Raw genomic sequence first — 15,709 nt, forward strand, 5'->3', positions numbered from 1 at the left:
TGCAAGCGAACATGGTTATCGCCTCGAGCGCAAGCTGATCGGACGAAATACCCATGGAATGTCGCGTTGCAACCTCGTGTCTTTGGCCGATTTTCGCCACCCGACCCCGGTTCATGGGACGAATTCAGCGTTTCGGGCAGGCGTCCTTGACCGCATTGCGCGCGTCGTTGACCCGCTTGCTCGCCTCGTTGAGCGCGCCGACCGGGGCGGTGTAGGTCATCTTGCGGGTCTCCGCGGCGAGCTGGCGTGCGGCGGCGACGTATTCGGCGAACTTGGCCTGCAGATCGGTGGGCAGCGCGCCGTTGGCGTTGTTCACTCCGGTCTCGACTTTGGTCGCGGCGTCCTCGAGCGTCTTGGCGGCGGTATCGCGCTTGGCGTTGTAGTCGGCGGCGTTCGCGTCGTGCGCATCTACGAATTCGTTGTACTTCGAAACGCCGACACCTGTAGTCGTGGGGAATTGACCGCAGTTGTCGCTGATCGCCTGCGCCTGGGCCGCGGCCTTGCGCGAGGAGGTCGCCGCGGCGGAGGAAGCGGCCGCCTCGGTCTTGTAGGCGGCCAGCTCCGAGGCATTCGGATTGGCAACGCCGTCAACGTGTTTTGCGCATCCCGCGATGGTCAGCCCGACCACGACCGCCGCTGCCGCGCACACCGCTCCGAACCCGCGTGGGTCCAGCACCTTCATCGTCCTCCGTGCCTCTCTGTGTCACCGGCGGTCCTCGACTCACGTTCCCTGCGGAACCGTACTGCAGTTGCCCCTGACATGATGACCTGGGCCACAACTTCCGCAAGGATGGAGGTGCGCCCGAACCTTTCGTAAAACGGGTGGTCCGCCAACCAAGTGTGCCGCCCGGGGAAACAGACGCCTATCAGCTTGTCCACCCCTGTACGAGGAGCAGATTTGACCGACCTGATCCACTCTTCCGCGCCAGCGAAATCCGCCGGCACCGACTCCGCGCCGCGTGATCCGAACGGGTCGCAGGTGCCGCCTACGGGCGGGCGGGTGCGGGTTATCCGCGAAGGGGTGGCGTCCTATCTACCGGACATCGACCCGGAGGAAACCTCCGAATGGCTCGAATCGTTCGATGACATGCTCGACCGGGAAGGTCCGGGCCGCGCGCGTTACCTCATGCTCCGGCTGTTGGAACGCGCCGGTGAGCGTAGGGTCGCCATTCCATCCCTGACCTCCACCGACTACGTCAACACCATCCCCACCGAGAACGAGCCGTGGTTCCCCGGCGACGAAGAGGTGGAGCGGCGCTTCCGTGCCTGGATCCGCTGGAACGCGGCGATCATGGTGCACCGGGCGCAGCGTCCCGGTATCGGTGTCGGCGGCCATATCTCGACCTACGCGTCCTCGGCGGCGCTCTACGAGGTCGGGTTCAACCACTTCTTCCGCGGTAAGGACCATTCCGGCGGCGGCGATTCGATCTTCATCCAGGGTCACGCCTCGCCAGGCATCTACGCCCGCGCATTTCTCGAGGGCCGGTTGAGCACCGACCGGATGGACGGTTTCCGGCAGGAGTACAGCCACGGCGGCCCGGGCCACGGCCTGCCGTCGTATCCGCATCCGCGGTTGATGAACGACTTCTGGGAGTTCCCGACGGTGTCCATGGGCCTGGGCCCGATGAACGCCATCTACCAGGCGCGTTTCAACCACTACCTGCACGACCGCGGTATCAAGGACACCTCCGATCAGCACGTCTGGGCGTTCCTGGGCGACGGCGAGATGGACGAGCCGGAATCGCGCGGCCTGATCCAGGTTGCCGCCAACGAGGGGCTGGACAACCTGACCTTCGTGATCAACTGCAACCTGCAGCGTCTAGACGGCCCGGTGCGCGGTAACGGCAAGATCATCCAGGAACTGGAGTCGTTCTTCCGTGGCGCGGGCTGGAACGTCATCAAGGTCATCTGGGGCCGGGAGTGGGACGCGCTGCTCGGCGCCGATCGCGACGGCGCGCTGGTGAACCTGATGAACACCACCGCTGACGGTGACTACCAGACCTACAAGGCCAATGACGGCGCCTACGTGCGCGACCACTTCTTCGGTCGCGACCCGCGCACCAAGGCCTTGGTTCAGGATCTTTCGGATCAGGAGATCTGGAACCTCAAGCGCGGCGGTCACGACTACCGCAAGGTCTATGCCGCCTACGCGGCCGCGATGGCGCACAAGGGCCAGCCGACGGTGATCCTGGCCAAGACCATCAAGGGCTACACCCTCGGCAAGCACTTCGAGGGCCGAAATGCCACGCACCAGATGAAGAAGCTGACCCTGCAGGACCTCAAGGACTTCCGTGACCTGCAGCGGATTCCGATCTCCGATGCCGAACTGGAGAAGGATCCCTACCTGCCCCCGTACTACCACCCGGGCATGCAGGCGCGCGAAATCCAGTACATGCTCGATCGCCGCAAGGCGCTCGGCGGTTTCCTGCCCGAACGGCGCGCCGCAGCAAAGCCATTGCAACTGCCCGGGGACGAGGCGTACAAGTCGGTGCGCAAGGGTTCCGGCAAGCAGAACGTGGCCACCACCATGGCGCTGGTTCGGCTCATGAAGGAGCTGCTGCGGGACAAGGAGATCGGCAAGCGGATCGTGCCGATCATTCCGGACGAGGCCCGTACCTTCGGTATGGACTCGTGGTTCCCTTCGTTGAAGATCTACAACCGCCTCGGGCAGTTGTACACCTCCGTCGACGCGGAATTGATGCTTGCCTACAAAGAGAGTGCTGTCGGGCAGATTCTGCACGAGGGCATCAACGAGGCCGGATCGACCGCATCGTTCACCGCGGCAGGCACCTCGTACGCCACCCATGGCGAGCCGATGATCCCGCTGTACATCTTCTATTCGATGTTCGGTTTCCAGCGCACCGGCGACGGATTGTGGGCGGCGGCGGACCAATTGGCACGCGGCTTCGTGCTCGGGGCAACCGCCGGGCGAACCACGCTGACCGGTGAGGGGCTGCAGCACAACGACGGTCACTCGTTGCTGCTGGCCTCCACCAACCCGGCCGTGGTCACCTACGATCCGGCGTTCTCCTTCGAGATCGCGCACATCGTGCGGGACGGTCTGCGTCGCATGTACGGCGGCGGCACACCGCAGCCCGGTCCGGGCGCACTGCCCGGCACGCATCCGCACGGATCCGCGGGCGGCTTCGGCGGCGAGGACATCTTCTACTACATCACCCTCTACAACGAGCCGTATGTACAGCCCGCCGAGCCCGACGATCTCGATATCGCCGGACTGCTCAAGGGCCTCTATCTGTACAAGCGCGGCGGCGAGGGCAATGTGCGCGCCCAGATCCTGGTCTCGGGTGTCACGGTGCCCGACGGCGTGCGGGCCCAGGCGCTGCTCGCCGAGGAGTGGGGTGTGCAGGCCGATGTCTGGTCGGTGACCTCGTGGGGTGAGCTTCGCAAGGAGGCACTCGACAAGGAGGTCGCTCAGCTGCGCAACCCGGGCACCGATGCGGGCGTCCCGTACGTCACCCAGGCGCTGGCCGGGGTCGAGGGTCCGTATGTGGCCGCGACGGACTGGATGCGCGCGGTGCCGGATCAGGTGCGTAAGTGGGTGCCCGGCGACTTCACCACGCTCGGTACGGACGGTTTCGGCTTCTCCGATACCCGCCCCGCCGCGCGCCGCGTCTACAACGTGGACGCGCAGTCGATCGTGGTGGCGGCCCTGGCCGCACTCGGCCGCACCGGCAAGGTCGATCCGGCCAAGGCTGTCGAGGCTGCGGCCAAATACCGCATCGATGATGTCGCCGCCGCGCCGAAGTCGGCTCCCGGCACCGAAGATGAACTCGCATAGCGGACGATTGGATGGTGGAACGTAAACCGCCGCGGCCGCGTCGGATCTCCGAAGGCTCCTCCGAGCACGAGGTGTATCTGCCGACGGGCGCGCTCTCCCCGAACCGGCAAACCCGCGACCCGCTGCCGGACACGCTGCTCAAACGCGTGAAGCAGTTCTCCGGACGCCTCTCCACCGAGGCGGTCGGGTCGATGCAGGATCGGTTGCCGTTCTTCGCCGATCTGGACGCCGCACAACGCGCAGGCGTCCAGATGCTGGTGCAGACCGCGGTGGTGAACTTCCTGGAATGGCTACAGGATCCCGATAGCGATATCCGGTTCAGCCTGGATGCCTTCCAAGTGATCCCGCAGGATCTGGCGCGGCGGCTGACGCTGCGCCAGACCGTGGACATGGTTCGTGTGGCCATGGAGTTCTTCGAACAGTGGCTGCCCGCGCTCGCGCGCAATGATCGGCAGCTGGTCGCACTCACCGAGGCGGTATTGCGCTACGGGCGTGAGCTCGGATTCGCCGCCGCCTCGGTGTACGCGAGCGCCGCGGAATCCCGTGGCGCATGGGATACCCGCCTCGAGGCGCTGGTCGTGGACGCCGTCGTCCGCGGCGATACCGGTCCGGACATGCTGTCGCGGGCCGCGACCCTGAACTGGGACGCCACCGCACCGGCGACGGTGCTGGTCGGCACGCCACCGGGGGATCAGGGCGTCTCGATGGTCGGCTCGGTGCACACGATCGCCGCGCGGCACGGTCGCGCGGCGCTGGCCGTGGTCCAAGGTTCACGGCTGGTGATGGTGGTCAGCGGGAATCTGGGCGATACCTCTTATGCCTCCCCTTTTCTCGCGGATCTGCTGGCCGAGGTGTTCTCCGACGGTCCGGTGGTGATCGGCCCGACCATGCGCACCCTCGGCGCGGCGCATGCCAGCGCGGTGGAAGCACTGGCCGGAATGGAGGCCGTTGTCGGCTGGCGCGGGGCCCCGCGCCCGGTCCATGCTGCGGAATTGTTACCCGAGCGGGCCCTTTTGGGTGACCGAGCTGCAATCGACGCGTTGAACGAGTATCTTGTCCTACCGTTGGCCGCTGCCGGATCCGCGCTGGCCGACACCCTCGAGGCCTATCTGGATTGCGGTGGTGCGGTCGAGACGTGCGCGCGTCAGCTGTACGTTCATCCAAATACCGTTCGCTATCGCCTCAAACGGATAGCGGAGATAACGGGCCGTGATCCGATGAATCCGCGGGATGCGTACGTGCTCCGGATCGCCGCCACAGTAGGTCGTTTGACACGAACCCGTAACGAATCGTCAACTTCTACCCCAGAAGTCACTCAGTTCCCGGTGAGTCACGAGGGCGTGTAACGGATCCAGCGAAACGGTCGATCGGGGGAACCCACATGCGCTTTTGTGGGACCCCCACAAAAGCGCTCCGCAAGGTTCATTCGCGTCGACATCTCCTGCGGCGTACCTCACAGTGTTTTCTTAGAGGTGTGATCGCGTTGTTCGCCCCTGGACAGGGGTCCCAGACACCCGGCATGCTCGCGCCTTGGCTCGACCTTCCCGGCGCGACTGATCGCCTCGCCATCTGGTCCAAGGCCTCCGGCCTGGATCTGGTTCGACTCGGCACCACCGCAACGGCGGAGGAGATCACCGATACTGCCGTTACTCAGCCGCTTGTCGTCGCCGCCGCACTGCTGGCCTTCGCGGAAATCGAGCCGGATGCACTTCCGGCCGATACCATCGTGGCCGGACATTCGGTCGGTGAACTCGCCGCCGCCGCGGTCGCCGGAGTCATCTCCGCCGACGATGCGGTGCGGCTGGCCGCCATCCGCGGTGCGGAGATGGCCAAAGCGTGTGCTCTCGAGCCGACCGGTATGTCCGCGGTGCTCGGTGGCGATGAGGCCGCCGTGCTCGCCCGGCTCGAAGAGCTCCAACTCGTCCCGGCCAACCGCAATGCCGCGGGTCAGATCGTGGCCGCCGGACGTTTGACCGCCCTCGCGGAACTCGCCGCCGATGCGCCCGAGAAGGCGCGGGTGCGTGCGCTGCCCGTCGCGGGTGCGTTCCACACCGCGTTCATGGCCCCGGCCCAGGACGCTGTGACGGACGCCATATCCAAGATCACACCGAACGAGCCGACCAGGACCCTGCTTTCGAACTTCGACGGCAAGCCGGTTACCTCCGGGGCCGATGCTGTCGCTAAGCTCGCGGCGCAGGTCACCCGGCCCGTCCGGTGGGACCTGTGCACCGAGACCGTCCGGCAAGCGGCGGTCTCGGCAGTGGCGGAGCTGCCGCCGGCGGGCACGCTCGTCGGCATTGCAAAACGGGAACTGAAAGGCACGCCAACACTTGCCCTGAAGACCCCCGAAGACCTCCCCGCGTTGGCCGGGCTCACCACTTCCGGCTAGCTTTCCCCCCGCGACCGTGTAACCCAATACGCGATCGTGACCGAGCGGACGGTAACCATCGGCTCGCTCGATTCGAAAAACAACAGTGAAGCCCTACAAAGTAGATAAGAAGGGAGCCACGAAGTGGCCGCTCTGACCCAGGAACAAATCGTCGAGGAACTCGGCAAGATCATCGAAGAGGTGACCGGTATCGAGCCCTCCGAGGTAACGATCGAGAAGTCCTTTGTCGATGACCTGGACATCGACTCGCTGTCCATGGTCGAGATCGCGGTGCAGACCGAGGACAAGTACGGCGTGAAGATCCCGGACGAGGATCTGGCCAGCCTGAAGACGGTCGGTGACGCTGTCGGCTACATCCAGAAGCTCGAGGCCGAGAACGCTGAGGCGGCCGCGGAGCTCAAGGCCAAGTTCGACGCCGAGTAGGGCCGACACTGTGACCACTCCTTCCACCTTGAACGGGAATTTCCCCAATGTCGTCGTCACGAGTATGGCGGCGACCACGTCGATCGCTGGTGATGTCGATGCGACGTGGAAGGGACTCCTCAACGGCGAGAGCGGTATCGACGTTCTCGAGGACCCCTTCGTCGAGGAGTACGACCTTCCGGTCCGCATCGGCGGTCACCTGAAGGTCCGGCCAGAGACCCTGCTGACCCGTGTCGAATGTCGGCGCATGGCCTACGTCGAGCAGCTCGCGACCGTACTCGGTCGCGAGGTGTGGCAGAACGCGGGCAGCCCCGAGGTCGACCCGGAGCGTCTGGGTGTGGCGATCGGTACCGGGCTCGGTGGCGGTGACGCGCTCATCGACTCGGTCGACAAGCTGAAGAACGGCGGCTATCGCAAGATTTCGCCGCTGGCTGTTCAGATGGTCATGCCGAATGGTCCGTCGGCCGTCGTCGGTCTCGAATTGAAGGCCAGGGCAGGAGTGGTCACTCCGGTCTCGGCATGCTCATCGGGCTCCGAGGCCATCGCCAATGCGTGGCGAATGATCGTCATGGGTGACGCCGATATGGTCGTCACCGGTGGCGTCGAGGGTTTCATCGACGCGGTGCCGATCGCGGCATTCACCATGATGCGCGCGATGAGTACCCGCAATGACAACCCGAAGGGCGCCTCGCGTCCCTTCGACAAGGATCGCGACGGTTTCGTCTTCGGCGAGGCCGGAGCGCTGATGGTCATCGAGACCGAGGAGCACGCCAAGGCTCGTGGCGCGACGATCCACGCGCGCCTGCTCGGCGCTGGTATCACTTCCGATGGCTTCCACCTGGTCGCACCCGATCCCACGGGTGACGGTGCCGCCCGGGCGATGACCAGGGCGATGCAGACCGCGGGTCTGACGCCCAAGGACATCACCCACATCAACGCGCACGCGACCGCGACCCCCATCGGTGACACCGCCGAGGCGAACGCGATCAACAAGGCTGTGGGCAACCACGCTTCGGTGTACGCGCCGAAGTCGGCCCTCGGTCACTCGATCGGCGCCGTCGGTGCGCTCGAATCGGTGCTGACCGTGCTCAGCATCCGCGACGGCCTCGTCCCGCCGACGCTGAACCTGGAGAACCAGGATCCGGAGATCGATCTGGATGTGGTGCACGGCGAGGCGCGCCGCCAGGAGATCGAGTACGCCATCAACAACTCGTTCGGTTTCGGTGGGCACAACGTCGCGCTCGCCTTCGGTCGGGCATAGCCGCCTAATCGACTGCACAACGATCCCGGTGGGGTCGACCAACGCCAAAGTCGGTCGACCCCACCGGTATTCGACATACGCAGCCGCAGTAGCGGCGCATTTCCTTGAGGTGAGGAGAAGACGCGATGACGATTGTGGCTCCCGCGTTCCGACCAGACACTGCCACCGATCCGCGTGATCCGCTCGGGCGGCTCCAGCGCTTCTTCGACCCCGGAACCGTGCTACCGCTGCACCCGCGCGACAAGTCCGGTGTGCTCGCCGCGATCGGCGAAGTGGACGGTGTCCGCACCGTTGCCTACTGCTCCGATGCCACCGTCATGGGCGGCGCGATGGGTGTGGAGGGCTGCAAGCACATCGTCGACGCGATCGACACCGCCATCGATTCCGCGATTCCGGTGGTCGGCATCTGGCATTCCGGCGGCGCTCGCCTGGCCGAGGGTGTCGAGGCGCTGCACGCGGTCGGGCTGGTCTTCGAGGCCATGGTTCGCGCGTCCGGCCTGGTGCCGCAGATTTCGGTGGTGCTCGGCTTCGCGGCCGGTGGCGCCGCCTACGGTCCGGCGCTTACCGACATCGTGATCATGGCGCCGGAGGGCCGGGTCTTCGTGACCGGTCCCGATGTGGTGCGCAGTGTGACCGGTGAGCAGGTCGATATGGCCACCCTGGGCGGTCCGGAGACGCACGGCAAGAAGTCCGGTGTCACGCACATCGTCGCCAATGACGAGGCCGACGCGCTGCACCGGGGGAGGCGCCTGGTGTCGATGTTCGCCGAACAGGGCGAATTCGATCTGGTCGCGGCCGCGCACGGTGATGTCGATCTGAAGGCGATGATGCCGGAATCGGCCAAGCGCGCCTATGACGTGAAGCCGATCGTCCACGAACTGCTCGACAACGTCGACGGCGAGTCCTCGTTCGAGGAGCTGCAGGGCGGTTACGCGCGCAGCATCGTCACCGGTCTCGGACGGCTCGGCGGGCGCACCGTGGGTGTGCTCGCCAATAACCCGATCCGCCTCGGGGGCTGCCTGAACTCCGAAAGTGCCGAGAAGGCAGCGCGTTTCGTGCGGTTGTGCGACGCGTTCGGCATTCCGCTGGTGGTGCTCACCGATGTGCCCGGGTACCTGCCCGGTGTCAGCATGGAGTGGGAAGGTGTGGTGCGGCGCGGCGCGAAGCTGCTGCACGCATTCGCCGAGGCCCGGGTGCCCCGGGTCACGCTGGTCACCCGCAAGATCTACGGTGGCGCCTACATCGCGATGAATGCCCGTTCGCTCGGTGCGACCGCGGTGTACGCCTGGCCCGGTTCCGAGGTCGCCGTGATGGGCGCCAAGGCCGCGGTCGGCATCCTGCACAAGAAGGCCCTCGCGGCCGCGCCGGAGGAAGAGCGTGAGGCGCTGCACGAGCGTCTGACGGTCGAGCACGAGCGCATCGCCGGCGGTGTCGAGCGGGCCATCGCGATCGGTGTCGTGGACGAGGTGATCGACCCGGCCAAGACCCGCAGCACCATTGCCGCGGCATTGGCGGCGGCGCCGGTGCGCAAGAGTCACCACAAGAACATTCCGCTGTAAATCCATGGCAGAAGCGGGCTTCGGGATTGATTTCCCGGGGCCCGCTTTCGTTCGTATTGTTCTCGGTGTCGGACCTGGGGTGACGGGCATATATCGATCGGGTTTCCGCGCGGCAATGTAGTTGAAACTTTGGCGATACGAGTAGCTCGTACGTTGCGCGCATGAGCGTGACGATCGAATCCATCGCAGCAACCGACCCGGTGCGCAAACGACCCTGGTACCGGTCGCTATTCCTGCAACTGCTGGTGGCGATCGTGGCCGGAATTCTGGTCGGCAAGCTGTGGCCCGACTTCGGTGCGGATCTCAAACCGCTGGCCGACGGGTTCATCAAGCTGATCAAAATGGTGATCGCGCCGATCATCTTCTGCACGGTGGTGCTGGGCATTGCCCATGTCGGCGATATGAAGTCGGTGGGCCGGATCGGTGTCAAGGCGCTGATCTACTTCGAGGTGATCACCACCTTCGCGCTGCTCTTCGGTTTGCTGGTCGGCAACCTGGTGAGGCCGGGTGCGGGCTTTCATGTCGACGCGCAGACCCTGGCGACCGGTGCCGAGAAGATCGCCAAGACCACCAAGAACGGCGAGCTGCCGCATACCGTCGACTTCTTGCTGAATATCATTCCGGCATCGGTGATTTCGGCATTCGCGGAGAATGCGCTGCTGCAGGTGTTGTTCTTCGCGGTGCTGTTCGGCTTGGCGTTGGCGAAGTTCGGCGAGCACGGCCCGCCGGTCATTCTGGAGGCGGTCGATCACATCGGGAAGATCTTCTTCACGATCATCGGCTGGATAATGAAATTGGCGCCGCTGGGTGCGTTCGGCGCGATGGCCTACATCGTTGGGCAGTACGGACTTTCCGCGCTCAGCAGCTATGGCAAGCTGATCGCCTGTTGTTATGGGGCGGCGGTGTTGTTCCTGCTGGTGCTCGCGGTGGTCGTGCGGGTTTTTGCGGGGGTGAGCCTGTGGAAGCTCCTCAAATACATCAAGGATGAGCTGTTTCTAGCGCTCGGCACGGCGTCGACGGAGGTGGTGCTGCCGCGGATCATGATCAAGCTGACCGAAGCCGGTTGCTCACGAGCCACCACCGGGCTGGTGATACCGACCGGGTATTCGTTCAATCTCGACGGTGCGACGCTGTATCTGTCCATCTGCGTGCTGTTCTTGGCGCAGGCGCTCGGGGTGGATCTGAGTCTCGGCGAGCAGATCACGGCCGTCGGTGTGCTGATGTTGACCTCGAAAGGTATGGCGGGCGTGCCGGGTTCGTCATTCCTGGCGCTGTCGGCGACGATCACCGCGATCGGGCACGGATCGATTCCGGTGGCGGCGGTCGCGCTGCTGCTCGGGGCGGATCGGCTGATGGATTCGATGCGGGTGACGGTGAATCTGCTCGGGAATTGCGTCGCGACCTTCGTGGTCGCGAAGTGGGAGGGGCAGTTGGATTCAGAGCGGATGCGCAAGGTGCTGGACGGGGAAGAGGTGCCGCCGTTGGAAGACAAGGATCCGATGGTCGCCTACACCGCTGAAGAAGCTTGACCTCGGTGCCCGGCGGGTAAAGCCGCCGCCGGGCACCGCGGGCTCGGTAGCATCGACAGGTGCGCTACGAGGAACTTGCTGATGAGCCGTGTTCGATCACACGGCCGCTGGTGATCCTGGGCGACCGCTGGACCCTGGTGATCCTGAAATATTCGTTCGCGGGCGTCCGGCGGTTCAACGCATTCCAGAGCGCGCTCGGCATCTCCCGGAGCCGGTTGCAGGATCGGCTCGATCGGCTGATCGAACACGGGATTCTGGTCAAACAGAAGGCTGCCGTCGGCGCGCACGAGGAGTACCGGCTGACGCCGAAGGGACACGATATCTACCCGATCCTGATGGCGATCCGGGATTGGGGCGATACCTACATGGCGCCGGACGGTCCGCCGGTGCACTACCGCCATTCGGACTGCACCGGCGAGGGGCACATCAAACTCGAATGTGACTCGTGCGGAACCGAACTCACCGCACGCGACATCTCCGCCGAGCCCGGTCCCGGCTTCACCTCCGAAGACGGACGTCAGGCCGGCTAACCGGCGGCGGCCCAATTATGAACCGAGGCGGGCCTTTTCGGAGGGGGCGTCGCGGCTGACGCACTCTTGGTAAGGGGCCGGGGTGCCGATGTGTTCCTGGCAGTCCCAGGTGGTGGTGCCGACCGTGATGGGGATGACGAAGCCGACGTCCCACAGATCCGATTGCACGGCATAGGCATTGGTGACCGCGAGGGCGGTGGGGCAGGCGGCGTCGCCCTTGGTGGTGACGGCCGAGACGGCCAGGTCGAAGGGGCCCGCGCCGCAGGGGATCGTGGTGGGCTCGGCGACCCAGTTGCCGGTCATGGTGCTGATCACCCGGCTGTTCATCGGCGGACGACAGTTCGGCCCACTCGGCTGGCTCGGGTTCGCCGGGCTGAGCCTGGTCGTCGCGATAGCGGCGGCCGCGATCTACCGCGAGGTGGACGAACCGCTGATGCGTCGCTTCGCCGGCCGCCGCGCCGTGCGTCCGTCCGCGATGACGCGAGAGCCGGTCGATCGCGTTACCGCCTCGGTTGCGCCGTGACGAGGCAGAATCCCAGGCATGACTCCCGCCGCGCGCGACCGCAAACGGCACGGTAGGCACTACACGCCACCCGCCCTGGCGCGCTTTCTCGCGCAGCGGCTGCTCGAATATGCGCCGCTGCCGGCTGACGTCGGGACGCCGGGAGCCGCTGATGCTGTGGCGCCGGACGTGCGGGTTGCAGTGTCGGGACCTGGTCAGCAGCCGCGACGGGCCGCGTTATCCGAGGCCGGGACGTCCGATGGAGGGGTGCGGGACACGACAGCCCTCGGTGCCGGGGTTCGTGCGCCGAGCGGAGGGGTGCTACGGGTGCTCGATCCGGCATGTGGGGACGGTGAGCTATTGCTCGCGCTGGATCAGGTTGCGGCGGAGTTGGTGCCGGGGGTGCGGGTGGAATTGGTGGGGTACGACCTGGATGCGGCCGGGGTGGCGGTGGCCCGGGAACGGGCGGCGGCCGCGGGGGTTGCGATCGAGTGGCATATCGGGGATTTCCTGACCGAATCGGCGGGGATCGCGGCGGGGTCGTTCGATGCGATCATCACCAATCCGCCGTATGTGCGGACTCAGCAGTTGGGTGGGCCGACCGCGCAGCTGCTCAGCAAGCAGTTCGGGTTGCAGGGGCGGATCGATCTCACCCACCCGTTCGTCGCGGTCGCGCCGCGGCTGCTGCGGTCGGGTGGGGTGCTCGGGTTGCTGTGTGCCAATCGGTTTCTCACCACCAAGGCCGGTGCGAATATTCGGAGCCTGCTGCGCACCGAGCTGGCTCCGGTCGAGCTGTACGACCTCGGCGATACGAAGTTGTTCGAGGCGGCGGTGCTGCCCGCGGTCACCATCGCCACCCGGACGGCAGCTCACGCGGTCTGCCGCTATGTTTCGGCCTACGAGGTCGATGCCGCCGAAATCGTCGGCGGAACAGATCTTTTCGAGGCGCTGGCGGCCGAACACAGTCACTGTGTCGAGCACTGCGGGCGCACTTTCGCGGTCGAGGTCGGTACGTTGGCGACGGGCGATCAGGCGGTGATCCGTGGGGCATCCGGCGATCGGATAACGGGTGATCGAGCAAACCGCAGCGATCCGGTCGTATCGGGCCCGGTAGCTGCCTGGCGGGCCGCTGCTTCCGGTCATGGTGTGGACGCGCCGGAATCCGTTGCTTCTGACGCGGACGGGCACAGCGGCGCGTGGCGAATGTCCCGGCCGGAGGTCGACAGGTGGTTGGCCGAGGTGGAGGCGGGGACCTGGCGGACCTTCGGCGCCGTGGGGCGGATTCGGGTGGGGATCAAGACAACTGCGGATCGGGTGTTCATTTCCGATCGGTGGGCGCAGGTGCGGCCGCGGCCGGAGGAGGAGTTGCTATTCGATTTGATCACCCATCAGGATGTCGATCCGTGGCGGATCTCGCGTGAGCGCGACGTACAGGTGCTGTATCCGTACGATCCGGCGCAACCCGCGCGGATGCCGGTCGACCTGCGAGAATTTCCCCGGGCCTCGGCATATTTGGAGTCACATCGGGAGACGTTGGCAGGCCGGAAGTATCTGACCGACAGCGGCAGGGAGTGGTTCGAGATCTGGGTGCCGCAGCGGCCGCATCTGTGGCGGGTGCCGAAGGTGGTCTTTCCCGATATCAGCGAGCGACCGCGATTCGCCCTGGATCGGTCCGGGGCGGTGGTGAACGGGGATTGCTATTGGATATCCCTGGCCGATCTCGGCGTGGACGGCGCCGCGGAGCGGTTGGCGTATTTGCTGATGGGCGTCGCGAATTCGGCGCTGGGCCTGCGGTTCTACGATGCGGTGTGCGGGAATCGGCTGTATTCGGGTCGGCGTCGGTGGATCACCCAGTATGTGTCGCGGCTGCCGCTGCCGGATCCGACCACGATGCGGGCGGGTGGCGTCGTCGAACTGGTGCGGGAATTCATCGACGACGGCAGGGAGCCCGACGCGAACTCGCTCCGCCTGCTCGATGAGTGGGTGGCGGCGGCCTTCGGCACCCGGATGTTCGAAATGCGTTGAGTTATGCGGTGGCCCGGACACCGACCATCGGCAGCAACGTGCGTCGCGCGAAATCCCGACCCGCCGCCACATCATCGATCGGAATGAGCCCGTCTGGCGTCAATGCCAGCGACAGGGCCAGCCGCGCCATGATCTCGGCGACGAGTTCGAAGTCGAAATCGTCATCCGCGCCGCTGCGGAGTTCGCGCAGTTTCTCCGCCAGATAGGTGCGCCCGACCGCGATGATCGGTCCGGCCTCGGTGGTCATTCGGGGCAGGATGAGATCGGGTTCGGTGCGCAGCAGTCGCCGCAACAGTTCGTTGCCCGCGATCTCGGTGATGACCGCGACGAAAATCTCGATCAGCTGTTCCTCGACGCCGTCGACCTTCTGCACCCGCTTATCGATCTCGGCGACGAAACGCTGCGCCTCGCGCACGCTGACCGCCTCGACCAGATCGTTCTTCGATTCGAAGCGGCGATACAGGGTGGCCGGGCTGATTCCGGCGCGCCGGGCGATCTCGCCCATGCTGGTGCGTTTGATGCCGAAGTCCAGGAACGCCGACAGCGCGCTCTCCAGCAGCTTCTCACCATCGCTGACGGGCTTTTCCAGGATGCGCTGGAGGATGGGCGGAACGGTCGGCATCGAAGCTCCAGTCGAATCGGCTCGGGACGCCGATGGTGTCTGGGCGTCGCGACGGTGCGGATGAGTGCCGTTCATTATTTCACCGGCTCGCGGCGGTTCGACCGCGGATCGGCACCAGAGCTCGACCGGCGACAGGCGCACGCGCGACTATGTGCGCGGCAGATCCAGTTCCGCCATCTCCTTTTCGATCGCATTGGCGGCGAAATCCACCCCGCTGGAGCGCAACTCGTGCACTCGCCGCTGTAGCGCCTCGATCCCACCCGGCTGGGCCGCGATATCGGCCACGCTGATCCGCCCCGACGGCCGGTGCATACTCTGCTGCACGTACGCCACCGTGTTACCTCCTGCCTGCACGCTCTGCGGCCACCATCCCGGTGGGCTCGCCCTCCGCGCTACAGGCCACTCGACAGCTGTGTCGGCGGGAGACCCCGGGGATACCGGGCACGCTGGCAGAATGCTATCAGCGATTTAGTTTGGTCAATTGATCAGTGTGCTCTGTCTCACACCTGTTTCGCGTCTCGGTGGTTGGCCATGTTGTGCAGGTACACAGCGCTATTGAGTCGGATGCCGTCCTGCTCGGCCTCGCTCAACTCGCGGCGCACCTTGCCGGGCACACCCGCGACCAGCGAGCCGGGCGGAATCTGCGCACCCTCCGGAATCAGGGCGTTGGCGGCGATCAGACTGCCCGCGCCGATGACCGCGCCATTGAGCACCGTGGCGCCCATGCCGACGAGCACATCGTCGCCGACGGTGCAACCGTGCAGGATCGCATTGTGTCCCACCGAAACTCCGGTGCCGACGGTGAGCGGGAAGCCGGGGTCGGCGTGCAGTACGCACCCGTCCTGAATATTGGTGCGCGCGCCGACGCTGATCGCCTCGAGGTCACCGCGCAGTACCGCGCTGTACCAGATGCTCACCTCGGCGGCGAGTTGCACGCGTCCGATTACCGTGGCGTTCGGTGCGATCCACGCGGTCTCGTCGATTTCGGGCGTATGTCCGCTTACCTCGATCCTCATGCCGAAAACATAAGGGGACCGAAAGCGGCGGAGCCGGCGGGGTGGGCGAACGCG

The 15,709-nt window shown here is 65.7% G+C and carries 15 protein-coding genes; 10 read left to right on the forward strand and 5 right to left on the reverse strand.

Annotation, left to right across the window (positions count from 1 at the left end; genetic code table 11):
• Positions 1-124: 124 nt before the first annotated feature.
• Positions 125-682: a hypothetical protein gene (locus ACZ60G_RS32945; protein ID WP_063040470.1), complete on the reverse strand. Its 558-nt coding sequence runs from the start codon at positions 680-682 to the stop codon at positions 125-127.
• A 297-nt stretch (positions 683-979) separates the two neighbouring features.
• Between ACZ60G_RS32945 and aceE the strand changes: the two genes are divergently transcribed.
• The 8 genes from aceE to ACZ60G_RS32985 all read left to right on the forward strand — a co-directional run bounded on the left by aceE (position 980) and on the right by ACZ60G_RS32985 (position 11,490).
• On the forward strand, positions 980-3,799 hold the full coding sequence (gene aceE, locus ACZ60G_RS32950) for a pyruvate dehydrogenase (acetyl-transferring), homodimeric type (RefSeq protein ID WP_465815222.1): 2,820 nt from the start codon (positions 980-982) through the stop codon (positions 3,797-3,799).
• Positions 3,800-3,810: 11 nt separating this feature from the next.
• Positions 3,811-5,145 (forward strand): PucR family transcriptional regulator, encoded by a 1,335-nt coding sequence (locus tag ACZ60G_RS32955; RefSeq protein ID WP_465815168.1) that lies wholly within the window; start codon positions 3,811-3,813, stop codon positions 5,143-5,145.
• Positions 5,146-5,273: 128 nt separating this feature from the next.
• Positions 5,274-6,188 (forward strand): ACP S-malonyltransferase, encoded by a 915-nt coding sequence (locus ACZ60G_RS32960; protein WP_465815169.1) that lies wholly within the window; start codon positions 5,274-5,276, stop codon positions 6,186-6,188.
• 123 nt (positions 6,189-6,311) lie between these two features.
• Complete coding sequence (gene acpM, locus ACZ60G_RS32965; protein WP_063040462.1) at positions 6,312-6,611, forward strand: meromycolate extension acyl carrier protein AcpM; 300 nt, start codon at positions 6,312-6,314, stop codon at positions 6,609-6,611.
• A 10-nt stretch (positions 6,612-6,621) separates the two neighbouring features.
• Positions 6,622-7,872: a KasA/KasB family beta-ketoacyl-ACP synthase gene (locus ACZ60G_RS32970; protein WP_465815170.1), complete on the forward strand. Its 1,251-nt coding sequence runs from the start codon at positions 6,622-6,624 to the stop codon at positions 7,870-7,872.
• 125 nt (positions 7,873-7,997) lie between these two features.
• Positions 7,998-9,431: an acyl-CoA carboxylase subunit beta gene (locus ACZ60G_RS32975; protein WP_465815171.1), complete on the forward strand. Its 1,434-nt coding sequence runs from the start codon at positions 7,998-8,000 to the stop codon at positions 9,429-9,431.
• A gap of 161 nt (positions 9,432-9,592) precedes the next feature.
• A complete protein-coding gene (gene dctA, locus ACZ60G_RS32980; RefSeq protein WP_465815172.1) occupies positions 9,593-10,960 on the forward strand; it encodes a C4-dicarboxylate transporter DctA in 1,368 nt (455 codons plus the stop codon).
• Between the two features lie 59 nt (positions 10,961-11,019).
• Complete coding sequence (locus tag ACZ60G_RS32985) at positions 11,020-11,490, forward strand: winged helix-turn-helix transcriptional regulator (RefSeq protein WP_465815173.1); 471 nt, start codon at positions 11,020-11,022, stop codon at positions 11,488-11,490.
• A gap of 15 nt (positions 11,491-11,505) precedes the next feature.
• On the opposite strand, the gene ACZ60G_RS32990 is transcribed toward ACZ60G_RS32985, so the two are convergent.
• Positions 11,506-11,805 carry a hypothetical protein gene (locus ACZ60G_RS32990; RefSeq protein WP_465815174.1) on the reverse strand — a complete coding sequence of 100 codons (300 nt, stop codon included), beginning with the start codon at positions 11,803-11,805 and terminating at the stop codon, positions 11,506-11,508.
• Between ACZ60G_RS32990 and ACZ60G_RS32995 the strand changes: the two genes are divergently transcribed.
• Together ACZ60G_RS32995 and ACZ60G_RS33000 are read left to right on the forward strand one after the other, a co-directional pair.
• The gene (locus ACZ60G_RS32995) at positions 11,792-12,013 is read left to right on the forward strand and encodes a hypothetical protein (RefSeq protein WP_465815175.1); all 222 of its coding nucleotides are present in this window, start codon (positions 11,792-11,794) and stop codon (positions 12,011-12,013) included. The two genes, ACZ60G_RS32990 and ACZ60G_RS32995, sit on opposite strands and share 14 nt — an antisense overlap.
• Positions 12,014-12,031: 18 nt before the next feature.
• Positions 12,032-14,017 (forward strand): Eco57I restriction-modification methylase domain-containing protein, encoded by a 1,986-nt coding sequence (locus tag ACZ60G_RS33000; RefSeq protein ID WP_465815176.1) that lies wholly within the window; start codon positions 12,032-12,034, stop codon positions 14,015-14,017.
• Position 14,018: 1 nt separating this feature from the next.
• Here the strand turns inward: ACZ60G_RS33000 and ACZ60G_RS33005 are convergent, their stop codons facing one another.
• The 3 genes from ACZ60G_RS33005 to ACZ60G_RS33015 form a co-directional block, all read right to left on the reverse strand.
• On the reverse strand, positions 14,019-14,639 hold the full coding sequence (locus ACZ60G_RS33005) for a TetR/AcrR family transcriptional regulator (RefSeq protein WP_465815177.1): 621 nt from the start codon (positions 14,637-14,639) through the stop codon (positions 14,019-14,021).
• A 147-nt stretch (positions 14,640-14,786) separates the two neighbouring features.
• Positions 14,787-14,963, reverse strand: coding sequence for a hypothetical protein (locus ACZ60G_RS33010; RefSeq protein WP_245720894.1), 177 nt, complete (start codon positions 14,961-14,963; stop codon positions 14,787-14,789).
• 176 nt (positions 14,964-15,139) lie between these two features.
• Positions 15,140-15,655 carry a gamma carbonic anhydrase family protein gene (locus ACZ60G_RS33015; protein ID WP_357480242.1) on the reverse strand — a complete coding sequence of 172 codons (516 nt, stop codon included), beginning with the start codon at positions 15,653-15,655 and terminating at the stop codon, positions 15,140-15,142.
• Between the last annotated feature and the right edge of the window lie 54 nt (positions 15,656-15,709).

The organism is Nocardia sp. NPDC102475, from assembly GCF_055584605.1.